Below are 14,634 nucleotides of genomic sequence, written 5' to 3'. Positions count from 1 at the left end.
AATGCTGCCCGCCGCCCCATCCTACGCCAGCCAGCGTGCCTATCACCGTCCACCTGTGCCGGTTTCAGTTCCGCGACGTGGACTTCCGCCGCGTCGGGCAGATCACCGACGGTGGCACTTCGCTTTCCGGCATCTCCGAGCAAATCGAGGTCGACGGTGGTGGTTATTGGCGGCTTGATGCGACAAACGGCAGCACGCGCACCCGAGAAACCGGACTGGCGTGGCGAGCCCTGTCCGACATCCTCGATGGCGGCGCGACCGCTGTCGATGTTCTGGTGTGCGACTTGTTCTTTGCCCCTGTCGCCGGACATCCGCTGACGCCGCACAGCGATGCGACACCGTTCTCGGATAAATCGCTATACGTCTCTTCTGGCGCATCTTTCACCGCCGCCGCTGCTCCACTGCGCGCAACGAGACTGACAATCAGCGGGGTGGCTGAGCTCCCCCTTATTGGCGGTGAAGTGTTCTCGATCAGGCACGTCTTTTGGGGCAACCGCACCTATCGGATCATTGGTATCGAAGGTGATGTGGTGACAATCCGTCCGCCTCTGCGGGAGGCGATCGACGCAGGAACAGAGCTCAATTTCGACACGCCGCGCTGCCAGATGCATTTGGCGCCCGGGTTCCAAGTCAGTCTGACCACGAATATCGGCCGCTACGGCAGCTGCGCTCTTTCGCTGGTCGAGGACATGCGGAAGCCGGCATGAGACGCAGCTTCTGCATCCGTATCGATTGCGATCCGCCAGCAAGGTTCTGGAGCGGCGTTGGCGATTTATTGGTTCCAGCAGACATGATCGAAGCCGCGCCTGCTGTGTACCTTGGCGGCGGCGAATTGCTTGATGGCTTCACCGATGTCCAGCAGTTCATCAACGGGACCGCCGGGCGGACCGAAATTTCAGTGTCCGGCGTCGCGGCAGCCACGCAGAAGCTGGCGATTGAAGAAGCCGACGACGTTAAGGGTGCCAGCGTCGATGTTGGCGTGATCGTGTTCGATGACGAGTGGCAGGTGCAGTCCGTCACCTGGGCGGCACGCTACCGTGCGGACAAGCTGAGCGTGACGCGGCAGGACACGTCGCGCACGATCACGCTGTCGATGGGCTCCGACGACACCGGCCGGTCGAGCGCACCGCAGGCGTACTGGACGCATGCGGATCAGCAGCGCCGATCCCCGGGCGATATGATCTTCGACCATGTGTCGGGGATAAATTCTGGAACGTCGCGTCCGTTCGGAACCAACGGGTGAAGCTCGCCGACTTCCTCTCTGCCCCGCTGCCTGAGTGGGATTTTCGCCATCACGACTGCTGCCGTTGGGTGGCGCGCTGGATCGTGGCGCGCGATCACGCTTGCCCCATAGAATCTCTAGGGCTGCGCTACAGCACCGAGCGGGGTGCTTTGCTCACCATCAAGCGTGGAGGCGGGCTGACAGCGCTGTGGGGCCGAGGAATGACCGCTGTCGGCGTACCTGAGGCCGCAGAGCCGCAGCCTGGCGACGTTGCGGTGATCCACCGTCCCACGTCGTGCGGGCTTGATGAGGCGATGGCTATCAGGGTCGGTGAGCGCTGGGCGTCGCTGGCGTTGCGCGGGCTTGAGATCGGGCCAGCCGAGCCGTTGAAGGTGTGGCGCCCATGAGCCGCACGCTGGGCAGCATCCTGACGATCGCTGGCAGCGCGGCGCTGATCGCAACCGGCGTCGGCGCGGCCGGCGGGCTGGCGTTGTTCGGCACCACGGCCGGCATCTCGATCGGCGGCGTCAGCACGGCTGCGCTGCTCACCGCATCCACCGCCCTCACCGCCGCTGGCACAGCCCTGTCCGCAGCCGCAGGCACGAAAGCGCCGCCACCCGAGATCACGAAGCTGGCCATCAAAACCGAGCGGCCACCTCGCGTATCGGCCTATGGTCGCCTCAAACTGTTCGGCGCGTACATCCTGTACGAAGCGGCCAGCGATGGCAGCGCGGTTGACGTGTGGGCGTTCCACGATGGCAGAGTGAGCCGGATCGTGGCGTGGTATCTGGGCGACAAGTTGGTGACGCGGCAAGCGAACGGCTTCGTTCTGGGCGGCCCCGGCGGCGAATACGGCAACAACGACACCATCGCCATCGGCGCCAACCTCGGTGCGGCGACAGAGACAGCGCACGCTCCGGTGGTCGCCAAGCTGCCGGGGATCTGGACCCAGGCGCACCGCGGCGATGGTGTGGTGACCGGCTATATGATCTCGCGTCCGGTGAAGGCGAAGGATTATCAGCAGGTCTACCCGGCCGGCGGGCCGAACAACATGCCGCTCGCGATCGTCGTGGAGGCGCAGCCCGTATTCGACTGGCGCGACCCATCGCAATCGCTGTCGGATCCACTGACGTGGAAGTGGTCCGAGAACGCCTGGCTGCACATCGCGCATTACCAGCTCGTGCGGAACGGCAAGACGTGGGATCGGCACTTCGCCCCTACGCTCGATCTGTGGACGGCGGCGGTGAATGATGCCGACAGCCCGGTGCCGTTGCGTGGGGGTACGCAGGTTACGATCGGCGCGAACGCGGGTGCCTCAACCATACAAGTTGCGAACGCTGGCGAATTCGCGGTTGGCGGCCCGATCACCGTTTCGTCTCAGGGGGCGGCTCCACAGACGCGCACCGTGACCGCCATCACCGGTGTCACCATTGACGTTACCCCTGCTTTTTCGAGCATAGTCCCCACTGGGGCTCGTGCGCGCGGGCCTGGAGGCACCGAGCCGCGTTATCGGTCCTGTGTCGCGCACCGTAATGCCGGTGAAGGCTCGGAACCCAAGGCAGTGCTAGGCGCGCTGCTGGCGTGCTGCGACGGCTGGATGGCCAGCCGCGAGGATGAAGCGCTGGTGCCGTATTCCGGCCGTTATTACGAGCCGACCGTCACGCTCGGTCCCGACGAGATTATCAGCTACACGGTCGAGGACGGCATCGAGGACGAAGCCGCGCTCAACAACATCAACGTCACCTACGTCTCGGCGGAGCACGACTACAACGAGGTAGACACCAATCCGTGGACGGACGAGGACGACATCACCCGCCGCGGCGCGCTGCGATCCGCTGACCTGAAGAACCAGGTGCCGTCTCACGCGCAAGCCCGCCGGCTGGCCAAGCGCAAGATGGCACAGACGATGGCACCGAAACGCGGAACGGTCTCGCTCATGTCGAGCGGGTCGGCGGTCCTGTCGCAGCGGTTCATCAACCTGCGGCTGATTGAGGGCGAAGGCACCGAGGACGAGTTCGCGCCCTACATCGGCCCAGCCGAGATCACCGACGTGCGCCGCAACCTCCAGACGGGCGGGCTGTCGGCGTCTTGGATCGCCGCGGACCCGAACATTGATGCGTGGAACCCGGCGACCGAGGAAGGCGAGCCCGCCCCGGTGGGCGAACGTGTCGCGCGCGAGCCGCTGGAGCAGCCGACGATCGTCAGTGCATCAGCGGTCTACTCTGCTGTGGGCCAGACCCCCGAGGGCGAACAGCCGGTGGACCCCGCGCCCGGCCAGACCGCAACTGGCGCTCGCATCCTGATCGCCGCTGATGGCCCTGACCGCACCGACCTGACGTGGTACGCACGCTGGCGAGTTGGTACATCCGGATCGTGGAACGAGCGCGAGTATGCAGACGCTGACCCCGGTCCCGCAGTGTCGTTCACGACCGAGTTCGTGCCGCTGGCGAACAACGTCAACGTCGAGGTGGCGTACAGCGTCGGTGACGGACGGCTGTCCCCATGGTCTGATCCAGCCGTGGTAGACACGACTGGCGGCTAGGCTTCCGCCGTAATGCTCACCCCCGCCCGCGCCCTAACCCGGCAACGTGACGGCGGTACGACAGGCGACGGCTACGGCCTAGCGTCGCCGCGGTGTAAGCGGAGATTGTCGTGGGCGAAATTTCGGATCGGTTCACGGAAGCGTTTCGGGATTTCAGCGTGGCTGGCCTCCCTGCTTCCGGCGCGCATGACCCCGTGAAGTCCGAGATCCGCGCGGCTGGCCGCCTGATCGACCAGCGTATTGCGGGCGCCGTTGCCGGCATCGTCTATTACTCGACTGGCGCCGCGCGTGCGGCGGATACGGCGCGCCCTGTAGGAACCATCGGCAAGGCGGCGGACGAGCAGGACTATTATCGCCGTGAGGGCGCCGGTTGGGTGGTCGACAACACCGTCTATTCCGGGCTCGCCGCGGCTGTGCAGCCCGAGATCGACCAGACTGCGGCGGATATTCGAGGCGAGGTGGCCGTCGCGACCGAGAGCGTTGCCCCCAGCGCGCAGACGATCGACCTGCGATCGGGCACGGGCAGCGCGGTCCCGGCAAACGGCGCGACCCTGATCGAGCGTGTCGGGGCGATCGTCGGGCTATCCATTGCAAGCGGAGCGACTGGACAGGGCGCGTACCTCAACGTCATCCGCACCAAGGGTATCGAACCGTCCGGGCTGGCCGGAGTGCGGAGCCGCATCGACCTGTCGCTGGCCGTCTCGGGCAACTTCAACCGCACGGTCACGCTTACTGTCTACTCGTTCGACCCCGCCGGCAACGCCAGCCTGCTCGATCCTGTGGGTGTGGTCGCCTACCGCATGGCTAACGGCGTCCTGACGCTTTCCGGGGTCTACAACATCCCGGCGAATGCAGTCGGCTTCCAGCTGACGGCCACGCTGGCCAGTTCGACCGCCACCAGCGCCGTGCAGACGATCGAATTGCTGTCCACCTCGCTCGGACCTGCGGTGTCTGACAACGGTCTGACGCGCGCCGATCTGGCGCTGGATGCGCGCGAGCGGCAGTTGTTCGCCGCGGTCGAGCGTGACCAGCGTGTCTATGCGCGACAGGTGCTGGTGACCGCGCCCGGCCAAGGTGGCGAGTTCACGACGATCAAGGATGCGATTGCCGCGGTGCAGCCCCAAGCTGGCCCCGGTTCGCGCGTGCTGCTGCGGATCGCGCCGAAGCCGGGCGCGGCGGCGTATGCCGAACGCTCCATCGTGGCGGACTACATCGACTTCGTGAGCGCCACGCCCGAGCTGGTCTACATCGATGGAAGCCAGCCGAACAACGCCTCGCCAGCCGACATCACCGCTTATTCGACGTTCGATCGGCTGGGCGACTGCTATATGGAGCGCCTTCACATATCGGCCGCCAACGTTCGTTACGGTGCGGTGCACTGGGACGACCCGTTTTCAAGCGGCAAGCTGTGGAAGGCGAAGGACTGCACTTTCTGGCACAAAGGGAATGAAGGCGCGCGACAGTATCAGATCAGCCAAGGTCATGACCCCGACGCGTTCGGGACACCCTATTACATTTGGCGCACGGTCTGCGCGGCCGGGTGCGGCACCTGGGACGATTGCCACGCCGAGTTCTACAATTCGGTCTTCAAGTCGCCCGCGTACCCTTTCGCCGTGCACGACCAGCAAAATGGGCCGTTCGGGGTGAAGCAGTCGACGCTACTGTTCGACGCCTGCCTCGTACAGCCCGCGGTGACGGTCAACCCGACGACCGGTGCAGTGACCGAAGGCGATCCGGCCGGCATCGGGGGCATGGAATTCACCACTTACGGCCAGCGTGTCACTAACCGGGTGATCCTCCGCAATTCCGACATTCGCGGCAAGATCGATGTGACGAAGCCTGGCACCGGCACCGCTACGCGCTCGCGCTGGATCTTCGACGGTGAAGGCAACGGGCCGCTGACGTGGAACGTGCCGTTCGCAGGTGGGGTCGCTGCGGTCAGCCGCATCCTGTGATGCGACGACCGGCGCTATCCGGTCACGAAGGGGAATGAGAATGCAGGATGCACCGATCCACTGCCCGGCTGACGTGGACGCGACTGAGGTCGAGCAGAAGGCGTGTGAGGCGCCGCAGAAGCCCGACAAGAAGCCTGGCGACGTGACCGTGCAATCGGGTGGCGGCGGCACCACGAACCCGCCCCAGCCACCCAAGAAGAACTGACGATGAAGGAAGCCACCTTCGGCCTCGTGTGCCTGCTGTCGATCGCGGTTGCTAGCTGCGCTCGGCACGACCGTGCATGCGCGGTGAAGGTGGCTTGCATCCTGTCGGTGAACTGGCTGCTGTTCAACATGCCGTGGTTCTACCCGCCGGCTTCGTACGCCTATCTGGTGGGCTATCCTGCGCGTCAGGAAGACGGCTGGGCGCTGTTCGACCTCGTGTCGCTGATGTTCGCCGTATGGGCCTGTCTGCGCGTCTGGTGGGCGCCAGTGATCTGGGCGACGTACCTCAACATGCTGGCAATGCACGCGGTCGCTTACACCTTCTCGCTTCAATACGTCGATTACGCTGCGGTTCTCGACGCCGGGCTGGCTGTGCAGTTGGCCGTCATCTTCATGGTTGGGGGACCGGGCTGTGCCGATCGTCTGTCTGCTTGCTGGGATCGCATTCGTTTTGTGGGCCGCGCTTCCGGCTGGCTTCCTGAGGCGTCGTCGTGATTAATCAGGACGAACATCGCGCGCTCTACATCGCCATGGCGGCGCTTGCTGGGTCGGTGACCGCGCTATCGTTCATGCCGTGGCGGACGATGCGGTGGAGCGAGATCGTCATGACCCTCGTCGTCGGCTCGGGCTTCGCGGCGTTCGGCGTGCCGTACCTGGTTGGCGACCTTGCCGGCATCGAGATCGCAAATCTGCGGGCCATCTGCTTTTTCACATACATCGGAGCCACAGGAGCCAACGCGTTCGTGCCCGTCATCATCCGCTGGATGAAAGGGCGCCTGGAGAAGCTGTTGGGCGCGGAGGAAGTGGCATGATTGATAACATGATTGCCATCCTGATGACGCTGGGCCGGTTGCTCGTCACCGTCGTCGTGGTCATCAAGGTCACCCGCTTCCGGGAGACGATGAACGGGCTGGAGCGCACCGGGCTTGGCTTCGTCGGCGGCACCAGCTTCCTGACGATCCCCGTCATCTGGCAGCGCGAGGGCAGCCCCTTCGATCTGTGGGCCGCAACCATCCTCACGTTCGGCGTGCTGATGTTCCTGATCGGACGCACAATCCGCGACCGCAAGCACGACAAGGCCAATCGCGCCGCAGCGAACGAAGCGCGCGGTTATCTGCAAAGCAGGGGAAAGCTATGACCCGAGCAGCACTTTTCGATGCAATCCGTCCATTCGCGCCTGAGCGTCGCTTCCTCGCCAGCCATATCCAGGTGATCGACGCACTGGCCGATGCGTTCGGCATCCCGCGCGAAGGCGATGGCGCCCTGACTGTGGCGTTGAAGCTCATCAAGCAATTCGAGGGCTGCGAGCTGGAGGCATACCCAGATCCCGGCACCGGCGGCGCGCCGTGGACGATCGGCTGGGGAGCGACCAGCGCTGGTATCGTCAAGGGCGTGCGGTGGACGCAGGCGCAGGCTGATGAGCGTCTGGCGTCCGACGTGGCCAAGTTCATGTCGGCGGTCGTCAAGGCCGCTCCTGTCGCCACGGACAACCAGCGCGGCGCGATGACCTCTCTGGCCTACAACATCGGCGAACAGGCGTTCCGCGACAGCACGCTGCTGAAGCTGCACAACGCCGGCAACTACGTCGCTGCGGCTGAGCAGTTCGGGCGGTGGAACAAGGCTGGCGGGCGCATTCTGGCGGGCCTGACGAAGCGACGTGCCGCCGAAGCATCGGTGTATCGGTCGTGAAGCCTTGGGATTGGCCGGACGCGCGCGGCTGGATCGGGATCGGAGTATTCCTACTCACCGTCATGGTATTCGTGATGACCGCCGCTATCCCAGCCCTGCGCGACAACGAGTATTTCAAGACACTCGGCACCCTCGTCGTCGGCGCCTTCATCAAGGATGTGGTGTCGTGGGCCTATGCCGCGACCAAGGGCGGAAGCGAACTTGCCTCCAACAACGCGCAGATCGTGCGCCAGCAAGCAGAGAAGGAACCGCTATGAAGATCAACCTGGGCAGCATCCTGCGCATTGCCAAGGCCGTGGCGCCTGTCGTCGTTCCTATCGTCACCGTAGCTGTCCCAGCGGTGAAGGAGGCGATCCGTCAGGAGAAGGCGCGGCCGAAGGTGTGACTGCTCTTGCTGTCAATGGGGTGGAGTGGTAGAAAGATCGGGCTACGATCGGAGGTCCCGGGTTCAAGTCCCGCTCCGGGGTGTAAGAGACTCCGGTATAGCTCAGCTGGTTAGAGCGCCGGTCGCAGCAAGGGTGGCGACCCGAGAAGAACGGGGAACGTAAGAGCCGGTCGACTGAGCCGGTCAAACGCAAACCGGGCCGGTGGAACTCCGGATAAGCCACCCGTTCAACCGCCCGGCACATCCTCCATCACTCCCGGCACATCACCCAGCGCGGCCACGAAAGACCGCACCAGCGAGCCGCTATCCCAGTCGCCGCGCAGCAGCGCCCGCCGCGGTATCGAAGGATGCTCCCGCCCCATCGTATCGACCAGATGCTCAGGGAAGCGCTCTGCGGCCTGTGCACGGGCTTGTTCGATGGCGGTCATCGCTTGCACCTTTCGATAATGAGGATGCGCGTCCGCTGCACTAGATCAGCAGCCTGCATCGCGCCCGGCGTCGCATATTGAAGCACGCACCAGTGTTGCAGCCGCGACAACTCGTCTACGATGCCGCTGGCTTCGTCGTCGGTGCTTCGTGGCGGGAAGACAGTCACCTCGGTCATAGCCGCTCCTTCTTCATGTTGCCGCAGTGCTCGCATTGGAGAATGAAATCAGACGCCCACCAAGTGCCCCGCTCATTGTGAATGGCATCCTCCCGGAGTAACGTCCATCGGTGCCAGCACCCCGCCCATAAGAACGACAGAAGTGCTTTCATGCACATCCTTTCGACACATAGGCGGGAGGGGTAAGAGAGGGGGTCATGCGAACTCCGCGATCGGGATGCCGGCGGCTTTCGCCCGTCGCACCATGTCAGCGGTCCCCCGGCCACCAGCGAAGGCGAACACCATCGTCGGCTTGCCTTCGTCCAGCATCTGCTGATTGCGGATCGGCCCGGCGGCGCGGCCAAGCCGCTTCCAGTCGGCGGGGAAATTCTCGTAGCGGACCTGCCTGCTATGACACCACAGCCGCGCCAGTCGGTCCGCGCCGTCCGCGCCGCCTTGAATGATGGTATAGATGCGCGATTGCTCTGCCTGCATGTCGAGTGCGCCGAAGAGCATAGCCTGATCGCTGTAGTCGCGACCGCCACAGACAAGGATCCTGTCCATCACCCCACCTCATTATCGTGTTGAGCTGCTCGGGCGCGTAAGGCGGCGGCGGTGAGGGCGAGCGCGGGAGTTGCGGCGGTAACAGCGCAAGCGTCGCCTAAGCGGATGTTTGCGCGGCCATACGGGTCCACGTTGATCCGCTTCCACAACCCGTCCGGCACCAGCGTCATGGCGGCGTCGAGAGAGGCGGTGTAATTGAACGATCCCCGCGCAATTATGCGGTGCATGTCCTTGTCCGGCCCGAACAGGGCGAACCAGATAGCCTGGTCCAACTCCCGATCCGGCCCCGTCGCCTGCTCGACCTTCTTAGCCAAGCGCACGATCTCCGCAGCGTCAGCGGTCATGGTCGGTGTCTCCATAAGTGGCGCGCAGATGCTCGCGGAAATCGTGAATGGCGTGCACCCAAGGCTTGCCGGGCACATGCTCGGGCAACTTATCATCGAGGCTAGCGAAATGAACGACTTCGCTTACCTTGGCCCAATGGATCACTGCATCCACGACAGGAAAGTCATATCCTAGCCACTCCGCTGCTTCAGTAAGCCGATTGCGCAGAAACCAATGTTTGCGGGCTGCTTTTGCCGTCTCTGGATCGAGCCGTGCCGCTATTGCCTTTCGAAGGCTCATTTAACCGCTCCTTGCAGAATGACGTGCTTGCGTAGGGCTTCCCCGCGAGTGGTTAGCACTCCAGTCAGGCGGCATATGTCGAGCGCATAAAGGTGCTTGCACCTGCCATCGACGTACCAGCGGCCGCTGGACCCTTGCCATGCTCCTGCGATCATATCGGCGTCGTGCCCACTCAGCCCCGCCGCCACCTCCGCGATGCTCTCACCCATGACGATCCGTCTCCTTATTGCCGAGGGCGGGAGGCGCGGATTTCTGCGGGTTTCCGGCATCCGCATCGGATAGAGAAAGAGGTGTTTGCTTATTGCCGAGGGCGGTGCGGGCGCGGCGGATCAGGCCATTGGCAGCCGCAACCTTGCCGCTGTACATCTTGCCGGGCCAATCGCCGTAGGGCAGCCGTTCAAGCACGCTGACAGCTTCCTCCAGCACCTCCTCCAGCACCTTAACCCGCTCCCGCGCATCTTCTGTGGGGGTGGGGTCCGTGATGTAGCCGGCCTGCACAAGTGCGTCGATCGCCTCGTAGCATTGCTCGACCCGCATGAAGCGGTCGCGGCTCGCTTCGAACGGCACGCGCGCGGCCTCGGCGTAATCGGCTTGATCCTCCAGCTTATCCACCATGCTTCTCCCCGTTGCCCTTTTGAGTGTATCGGTTCAGTGCATATCCGGCGCTCAGGAGGCCGATCCCGATCTGACCAAAAGGATCGGTGGTGATTGCTACCCCGGCGAATACGCAGCCGAGGATTGCCAGCCCGCCAGCCACTCGCTCCTTCAAGGTATAGCAGGCCATCACCGCTTCTCCCCGTTGCCCGCGCCGTGCTGGTGCGGGGTAAGAGTGCGGGTTGTCCACTCAACGTCAAATGCACGTGAGGCGGCATCCGGTGTATTGCCGAACCCCGCGACCCCCTCTTGCAAATTGTCGCCGTATAGCGCGCACCATTGCCCCCCATCGGGGAACATGCGCGGCTTCAACAGCATGAACGGGCGGGCTCGCTCGCATTCTGCTTGGAACGCCATTTCGGCGGCATTCCACTGTCCATTAAGGACGCCTTGTTCGGATGCGTAGCTCACGCTCCCTTCCCCCCGTGCTGGTGCGTATCGGTGGCGAGGGCGCGGATGCGACAGCGAATATCGTCAGCAATCGCCGCTCGACCGCGCGCCGTGAGCCCACCACCTGATGCGACCGACGCCGCTGCGGACTTCCACACGTCATCCGCCACCTGCGCGCACCGCTCGACCGTAGCCGCGTCCAGCCCCTGCGAGGGGGTGGTGACTTCCACGATAGATGACGGATCGTCCGCCTTCTCCGCTTCCGCTACCGCTTCCTGCACCGACACACCGCGTATGATGGCGCTGGCGAACGTCGCAACGGCCATCGCCTTCTCCGGAGCGCGGCGAAGGTTGACGAACACGGTTGCCATCGCCGTTTCGAGAAACTGGATGCGCTGATCTTTCTCGGCCAGATGATCGCGGGCTGCTGCAAAGGCGGCATCAAGACGTTCGCTCACTTCGCCTCTCCCTTCTCGACCGCACGCAAGGCGTCGTAGGTTTTCCGAGCACGGAACATGGCGAGATGCCACGCCAGCGCATCGCGTTCCTCGGCTGTCGCGTGGAACTGGCTGCACAATTCGTCGAACGACAACATCAGTAGCCCCTCCCGAGAACAATGGTGGCTTGATCGAACGCCTCTTTAAGAGCGGGCGTGCTATGCTTTGCGCCTGTCTCTTCAATTGATCGGCGAAGATTGCGGAGTGCGGTAAGCACGCTCTCGCAGCCTGGCTCCCTCTCGACCGCACCTGTGGGGGCGTTCAGGGCGGCGAGGTTGATTTCGTTGAGCCATGACTCTGCAAAGTCGAGGTGGTCAGTTATATAACCCGGTCCAGCAAAGCCCTTCGCCTCCTGAATGAGTGCACAGGCTTCATCCAGCGCTTCTTGCGCCCGCTCCACCCCCTGCTGCTCTGCTTGCTTGGGTGCGGCGGCGAGCGGGGTGTAGGCGATCACATCTCGCCGACCGTCTAGATAATTGTTGTGGCCCCAATGCAGAGATTTCGCTTTGACCTTGTAGCCATCTCGTAGCAGCACGGGCTGCTCGAAGTCCCAATCCTCGGGCGCGCTGTCACCGCCATTCCACGCCACCATGCCCGCCGGGATAGTCGGCGTCGGGGTGCGAAATTGATCACCTTCCTCACACGCGCATGGTCGCTCGGTCTGAATCGTCATGCCTGTATCGTCACAGGTAGTGCATGGGCCATCGTCATCGACTTCCACCCCATCCTGCGCCGTCGCACCGGGGGCGGAGTGGAGGTGGTAGTGCGCCATTTCGTCAGGCAGCGTGGCGAGGAAGTCAGACGACACATCATCCGCCAGCAGCACGCCGGGGATCATGCGGCCCATCGCGATCAGCGCCTTGCGCAACTGGCGGCACTCAGCTTCCTGCGCGTCCAACACCTCCTGCCATGCGGGCACCTCCCCCTGCGCCTGCGATGCGTCCTGATCGCCAGGTACGGGGGTGGCGGATAGGCGCTGGGGCAAGCCCACCTTGTCGCTGGTGGCGTTGAATTTGCGGATGGTGGCCGCTTCAAGGTCCACGTCCATGCGGCGCGCTAGCTTGTCGAGGCAAATCAGCACGTCAGCGCATTCGTCGGCGAAATCCTCGGGGGCCGCACGCGAACCACGCCAGCCGCGCGCCTCACGCTCCAACTTCTTGACGACATTCAGCAGCTCGCCGACCTCGCCACCAAGCTCGGCGGCGTCGAACAGGATGCCAGCGTCATCAGCGTCACCGATCCACGCCTGATAGCGATCGGTGTTGACGCGCCGAAGCTGGGCGAGAAAAGTCTCGGGCGTAATCTGCTCACTCGCGAGCGGGGTTGCGTCGGTCATGGGATGCTCCGTCATGCGGCGAGGATCGCGTCGAGCAGTGCGCCGCGGTCATCCGCGAGGCGACGGCGAGCAATCTCCGCGTAGGTGGGGTTCAATTCGATGCCGATGCACCGGCGTTGAAGGCGATCGGCGACAAGCCCGGTCGTGCCCGCGCCGAAGAACGGGTCCAGCACCGTGCCGCCAGCCGGACAGCCCGCGAGAATGCAGGGCTCAACCAACGCCGGCGGAAACGTTGCGAAGTGCGCCTCCTTGAAAGGCTGTGTGGCAATCTCCCAGACCGATCGCTTGTTGCGGGTGCCGGTCAGGTTCGGCGCATTGCCGTGGCTATCGCGCTCGCTGCTGCAGGCGTTGTCGAAGCTCTTGCCGCCTGTGTAGACGCCGCCCCCCCGGAAGGTCTTCGCGTTGCCCTTTCCGACCGCCTTCATGGGGCCGTTGGTTTTCCCAGGTACGCGGTCAGAGCCGCGCTGCAGATCGACGTTCTGCGATAGGCGGGCCTCCGAAGCTGCTGAGATCGGTTCGGCTATTGCCGCTTGGTCAAAGAAGTAGCGCGGCCCCTTGCTCAGGAGGAACAGGTACTCGTGCGCCTTCGTGCAGCGGTCCTGCACGCTCTCCGGCATGGGGTTCGGCTTCGACCAGATGATGTCTTGACGCAGATACCAGCCGTCAGCGCGCAGGGCGAAAGCCAGCATCCACGGAATGCCGATCAGGTCTTTCGGCTTGATGCCATCGCCGTGCGGGTTGTTACCCCAGCCCCAGCGCTTCGCGTCGCGCTTACCGCGAGCAATTGCCTCAGGCCCGGCCTCCCGACAGCGCGCAGCCGCTACCGATCGGTCAGCCATCTGGCCAGACGATCCTTGAGGGCCGGCACGCGCGCCTGCGTAGCTGTCGCCGATGTTGAGCCAGAGCGTGCCGTCGTCGCGCAGGACGCGGCGCACCTCGCGGAATACCGCCACCATACCGGCGACGAACGCCTCTGGGGTTTCCTCCAGCCCCATCTGCCCCGCCACGCCATAGTCGCGCAGGCCAAAGTACGGCGGCGACGTGACGCAGCAATGCACGCTTTGGTCGGGCAGCGTCGCCAGCATCTCGCGAGCGTCGCCCTCGATCAGACGAATGAGCCCCCCACCCATCATCCCAGACGAGTTCGTATCAGAGGAGGTCATGCGGCCATCCTCGATTTGATGCAGTTGGTGCAGAGCGGCGAGAACATGTCCTGCGTCTGCGTGTCGTCGCGATCGCGAGGCGGGCGACCTTCCCAGCGGCAGTGAACACCACGCGCGGCGGCTTCGTGCTGGAGACGGTCGATGCGCTCGCCAAACGCCGGGTCTTCCCGCGTCCAGATCGCAAGCTCGCCGACGTCGGCGAAGGCCCCACATCCGCATTCGCCGGACATGCCGAGTGCGACGGACACCGGGTTGCGGCGGATCTGATTGTCGCGCAGGTAGTGATACACCGATGACTTATCGGTCCAGTACATGTGATTGACCCACATCTGCGCCTTATTGAAGGTGATCTCGCGCCCGCCGTAGCCGCTGCGACGCGTGCTATCGTCGTGCTGGATGCCGGTAAGCAGCATGACCTTCTCGCCAGTGCCGCGCGCCTTCGAGCGGCGGACCAGTTCCTCAATCGCGCGCTCCTTAAGCTGGATGTACATGTAACGGTGCGACGCCGGCCCCGGAAAGCCATGCTCAAGCACGATGCGGTCGTAATCCTGCCCGCAGTCCTCCTTGGCGCGGATTTCGGTCAGGTCCCAGCCGTGCCGAACGCACGTCTCACGGACAAAGCGCCGGGTCGCGTCAAGACCGATCCCGGTGTTGATGTGAGCGACCCGGCAGCCGGGCACGTTGTTCATCGCCCAATGCGTTGCGCGCAGGCTTCCGTCTCCGCCTGAGAACAGCGCATAGATGGCGACTGGCTCATGCGCGATCGCAGCGGCAATCACCTGCTCCGGCGTCGGGCGCTCGACCGGGAACATCTCGAACTGAAGCC

25 protein-coding genes are annotated in these 14,634 nt (G+C 64.1%); 12 read left to right on the top strand and 13 right to left on the bottom strand.

Features of this window, described 5'->3' with window-relative positions; translation table 11 throughout:
• Positions 1-35: 35 nt before the first annotated feature.
• From PGN16_RS04180 to PGN16_RS04125, 12 genes are all read left to right on the top strand, one after another.
• On the top strand, positions 36-707 hold the full coding sequence (locus PGN16_RS04180; protein WP_335308136.1) for a hypothetical protein: 672 nt from the start codon (positions 36-38) through the stop codon (positions 705-707).
• Complete coding sequence (locus PGN16_RS04175) at positions 704-1,243, top strand: hypothetical protein (RefSeq protein ID WP_335308135.1); 540 nt, start codon at positions 704-706, stop codon at positions 1,241-1,243. Before PGN16_RS04180 ends, PGN16_RS04175 begins: the two co-directional genes overlap by 4 nt.
• On the top strand, positions 1,240-1,629 hold the full coding sequence (locus tag PGN16_RS04170; protein ID WP_335308134.1) for a DUF6950 family protein: 390 nt from the start codon (positions 1,240-1,242) through the stop codon (positions 1,627-1,629). The genes PGN16_RS04175 and PGN16_RS04170 overlap by 4 nt, the downstream gene beginning before the upstream one ends.
• A complete protein-coding gene (locus PGN16_RS04165; protein ID WP_335308133.1) occupies positions 1,626-3,764 on the top strand; it encodes a hypothetical protein in 2,139 nt (712 codons plus the stop codon). The genes PGN16_RS04170 and PGN16_RS04165 overlap by 4 nt, the downstream gene beginning before the upstream one ends.
• Before the next feature lie 110 nt (positions 3,765-3,874).
• Positions 3,875-5,719 carry a hypothetical protein gene (locus PGN16_RS04160; protein WP_335308132.1) on the top strand — a complete coding sequence of 615 codons (1,845 nt, stop codon included), beginning with the start codon at positions 3,875-3,877 and terminating at the stop codon, positions 5,717-5,719.
• Between the two features lie 40 nt (positions 5,720-5,759).
• Positions 5,760-5,924: a hypothetical protein gene (locus PGN16_RS04155; protein WP_335308131.1), complete on the top strand. Its 165-nt coding sequence runs from the start codon at positions 5,760-5,762 to the stop codon at positions 5,922-5,924.
• 2 nt (positions 5,925-5,926) lie between these two features.
• Positions 5,927-6,418 (top strand): hypothetical protein, encoded by a 492-nt coding sequence (locus tag PGN16_RS04150; protein ID WP_335308130.1) that lies wholly within the window; start codon positions 5,927-5,929, stop codon positions 6,416-6,418.
• Positions 6,415-6,735: a hypothetical protein gene (locus PGN16_RS04145; RefSeq protein WP_335308129.1), complete on the top strand. Its 321-nt coding sequence runs from the start codon at positions 6,415-6,417 to the stop codon at positions 6,733-6,735. The genes PGN16_RS04150 and PGN16_RS04145 overlap by 4 nt, the downstream gene beginning before the upstream one ends.
• Positions 6,732-7,061 carry a hypothetical protein gene (locus PGN16_RS04140; protein WP_335308128.1) on the top strand — a complete coding sequence of 110 codons (330 nt, stop codon included), beginning with the start codon at positions 6,732-6,734 and terminating at the stop codon, positions 7,059-7,061. The genes PGN16_RS04145 and PGN16_RS04140 overlap by 4 nt, the downstream gene beginning before the upstream one ends.
• A gap of 71 nt (positions 7,062-7,132) precedes the next feature.
• Entirely contained in the window at positions 7,133-7,612 is a 480-nt protein-coding gene (locus tag PGN16_RS04135) for a lysozyme (RefSeq protein ID WP_335308127.1), read from the top strand.
• Between the two features lie 74 nt (positions 7,613-7,686).
• Positions 7,687-7,869 carry a hypothetical protein gene (locus tag PGN16_RS04130; protein ID WP_335308126.1) on the top strand — a complete coding sequence of 61 codons (183 nt, stop codon included), beginning with the start codon at positions 7,687-7,689 and terminating at the stop codon, positions 7,867-7,869.
• On the top strand, positions 7,866-7,997 hold the full coding sequence (locus tag PGN16_RS04125) for a hypothetical protein (RefSeq protein ID WP_335308125.1): 132 nt from the start codon (positions 7,866-7,868) through the stop codon (positions 7,995-7,997). The genes PGN16_RS04130 and PGN16_RS04125 overlap by 4 nt, the downstream gene beginning before the upstream one ends.
• A 227-nt stretch (positions 7,998-8,224) precedes the next feature.
• Here the strand turns inward: PGN16_RS04125 and PGN16_RS04120 are convergent, their stop codons facing one another.
• The 13 genes from PGN16_RS04120 to PGN16_RS04060 form a co-directional block, all read right to left on the bottom strand.
• Positions 8,225-8,425 carry a hypothetical protein gene (locus PGN16_RS04120; protein ID WP_335308124.1) on the bottom strand — a complete coding sequence of 67 codons (201 nt, stop codon included), beginning with the start codon at positions 8,423-8,425 and terminating at the stop codon, positions 8,225-8,227.
• A complete protein-coding gene (locus tag PGN16_RS04115; protein ID WP_335308123.1) occupies positions 8,422-8,601 on the bottom strand; it encodes a hypothetical protein in 180 nt (59 codons plus the stop codon). Before PGN16_RS04115 ends, PGN16_RS04120 begins: the two co-directional genes overlap by 4 nt.
• 195 nt (positions 8,602-8,796) lie before the next feature.
• Positions 8,797-9,144, bottom strand: a complete 348-nt coding sequence (locus PGN16_RS04110; protein WP_335308122.1) for a DUF2493 domain-containing protein — start codon at positions 9,142-9,144, stop codon at positions 8,797-8,799.
• On the bottom strand, positions 9,144-9,488 hold the full coding sequence (locus tag PGN16_RS04105; RefSeq protein ID WP_335308121.1) for a hypothetical protein: 345 nt from the start codon (positions 9,486-9,488) through the stop codon (positions 9,144-9,146). The genes PGN16_RS04110 and PGN16_RS04105 overlap by 1 nt, the downstream gene beginning before the upstream one ends.
• Complete coding sequence (locus PGN16_RS04100; protein ID WP_335308120.1) at positions 9,478-9,768, bottom strand: hypothetical protein; 291 nt, start codon at positions 9,766-9,768, stop codon at positions 9,478-9,480. Before PGN16_RS04100 ends, PGN16_RS04105 begins: the two co-directional genes overlap by 11 nt.
• Positions 9,769-9,969: 201 nt before the next feature.
• On the bottom strand, positions 9,970-10,383 hold the full coding sequence (locus PGN16_RS04095; RefSeq protein ID WP_335308119.1) for a hypothetical protein: 414 nt from the start codon (positions 10,381-10,383) through the stop codon (positions 9,970-9,972).
• The gene (locus tag PGN16_RS04090) at positions 10,373-10,552 is read right to left on the bottom strand and encodes a hypothetical protein (RefSeq protein WP_335308118.1); all 180 of its coding nucleotides are present in this window, start codon (positions 10,550-10,552) and stop codon (positions 10,373-10,375) included. The genes PGN16_RS04095 and PGN16_RS04090 overlap by 11 nt, the downstream gene beginning before the upstream one ends.
• Positions 10,552-10,833: a hypothetical protein gene (locus tag PGN16_RS04085; RefSeq protein WP_335308117.1), complete on the bottom strand. Its 282-nt coding sequence runs from the start codon at positions 10,831-10,833 to the stop codon at positions 10,552-10,554. Before PGN16_RS04085 ends, PGN16_RS04090 begins: the two co-directional genes overlap by 1 nt.
• Entirely contained in the window at positions 10,830-11,270 is a 441-nt protein-coding gene (locus tag PGN16_RS04080; protein WP_335308116.1) for a hypothetical protein, read from the bottom strand. Before PGN16_RS04080 ends, PGN16_RS04085 begins: the two co-directional genes overlap by 4 nt.
• Positions 11,267-11,407, bottom strand: a complete 141-nt coding sequence (locus tag PGN16_RS04075) for a hypothetical protein (RefSeq protein ID WP_335308115.1) — start codon at positions 11,405-11,407, stop codon at positions 11,267-11,269. Before PGN16_RS04075 ends, PGN16_RS04080 begins: the two co-directional genes overlap by 4 nt.
• Positions 11,407-12,645: a MazG-like family protein gene (locus PGN16_RS04070; protein ID WP_335308114.1), complete on the bottom strand. Its 1,239-nt coding sequence runs from the start codon at positions 12,643-12,645 to the stop codon at positions 11,407-11,409. The genes PGN16_RS04075 and PGN16_RS04070 overlap by 1 nt, the downstream gene beginning before the upstream one ends.
• 11 nt (positions 12,646-12,656) lie before the next feature.
• A complete protein-coding gene (locus tag PGN16_RS04065) occupies positions 12,657-13,808 on the bottom strand; it encodes a DNA-methyltransferase (protein ID WP_443019575.1) in 1,152 nt (383 codons plus the stop codon).
• Complete coding sequence (locus tag PGN16_RS04060; RefSeq protein ID WP_335308113.1) at positions 13,805-14,620, bottom strand: hypothetical protein; 816 nt, start codon at positions 14,618-14,620, stop codon at positions 13,805-13,807. Before PGN16_RS04060 ends, PGN16_RS04065 begins: the two co-directional genes overlap by 4 nt.
• Positions 14,621-14,634 lie beyond the last annotated feature (14 nt).

The sequence above is a fragment of the Sphingomonas phyllosphaerae genome, from assembly GCF_036946485.1.
In the GTDB taxonomy this organism is placed as follows: Bacteria; Pseudomonadota; Alphaproteobacteria; order Sphingomonadales; family Sphingomonadaceae; genus Sphingomonas; species Sphingomonas phyllosphaerae_E.
This window is presented reverse-complemented; position numbering and strand designations above follow the sequence as displayed.

Coding starts and splice junctions, on each gene's coding strand:
- PGN16_RS04175 (WP_335308135.1), top strand. CDS start 704: ATGAGACGCAGCTTCTGCATCCGTATCGATTGCGATCCGCCAGCAAGG.
- PGN16_RS04165 (WP_335308133.1), top strand. CDS start 1,626: ATGAGCCGCACGCTGGGCAGCATCCTGACGATCGCTGGCAGCGCGGCG.
- PGN16_RS04155 (WP_335308131.1), top strand. CDS start 5,760: ATGCAGGATGCACCGATCCACTGCCCGGCTGACGTGGACGCGACTGAG.
- PGN16_RS04150 (WP_335308130.1), top strand. CDS start 5,927: ATGAAGGAAGCCACCTTCGGCCTCGTGTGCCTGCTGTCGATCGCGGTT.
- PGN16_RS04140 (WP_335308128.1), top strand. CDS start 6,732: ATGATTGATAACATGATTGCCATCCTGATGACGCTGGGCCGGTTGCTC.
- PGN16_RS04130 (WP_335308126.1), top strand. CDS start 7,687: ATGACCGCCGCTATCCCAGCCCTGCGCGACAACGAGTATTTCAAGACA.
- PGN16_RS04125 (WP_335308125.1), top strand. CDS start 7,866: ATGAAGATCAACCTGGGCAGCATCCTGCGCATTGCCAAGGCCGTGGCG.
- PGN16_RS04120 (WP_335308124.1), bottom strand. CDS start 8,425: ATGACCGCCATCGAACAAGCCCGTGCACAGGCCGCAGAGCGCTTCCCT.
- PGN16_RS04115 (WP_335308123.1), bottom strand. CDS start 8,601: ATGACCGAGGTGACTGTCTTCCCGCCACGAAGCACCGACGACGAAGCC.
- PGN16_RS04110 (WP_335308122.1), bottom strand. CDS start 9,144: ATGGACAGGATCCTTGTCTGTGGCGGTCGCGACTACAGCGATCAGGCT.
- PGN16_RS04105 (WP_335308121.1), bottom strand. CDS start 9,488: ATGACCGCTGACGCTGCGGAGATCGTGCGCTTGGCTAAGAAGGTCGAG.
- PGN16_RS04100 (WP_335308120.1), bottom strand. CDS start 9,768: ATGAGCCTTCGAAAGGCAATAGCGGCACGGCTCGATCCAGAGACGGCA.
- PGN16_RS04095 (WP_335308119.1), bottom strand. CDS start 10,383: ATGGTGGATAAGCTGGAGGATCAAGCCGATTACGCCGAGGCCGCGCGC.
- PGN16_RS04090 (WP_335308118.1), bottom strand. CDS start 10,552: ATGGCCTGCTATACCTTGAAGGAGCGAGTGGCTGGCGGGCTGGCAATC.
- PGN16_RS04075 (WP_335308115.1), bottom strand. CDS start 11,407: ATGTTGTCGTTCGACGAATTGTGCAGCCAGTTCCACGCGACAGCCGAG.
- PGN16_RS04070 (WP_335308114.1), bottom strand. CDS start 12,645: ATGACCGACGCAACCCCGCTCGCGAGTGAGCAGATTACGCCCGAGACT.
- PGN16_RS04065 (WP_443019575.1), bottom strand. CDS start 13,808: ATGACCTCCTCTGATACGAACTCGTCTGGGATGATGGGTGGGGGGCTC.
- PGN16_RS04060 (WP_335308113.1), bottom strand. CDS start 14,620: ATGTTCCCGGTCGAGCGCCCGACGCCGGAGCAGGTGATTGCCGCTGCG.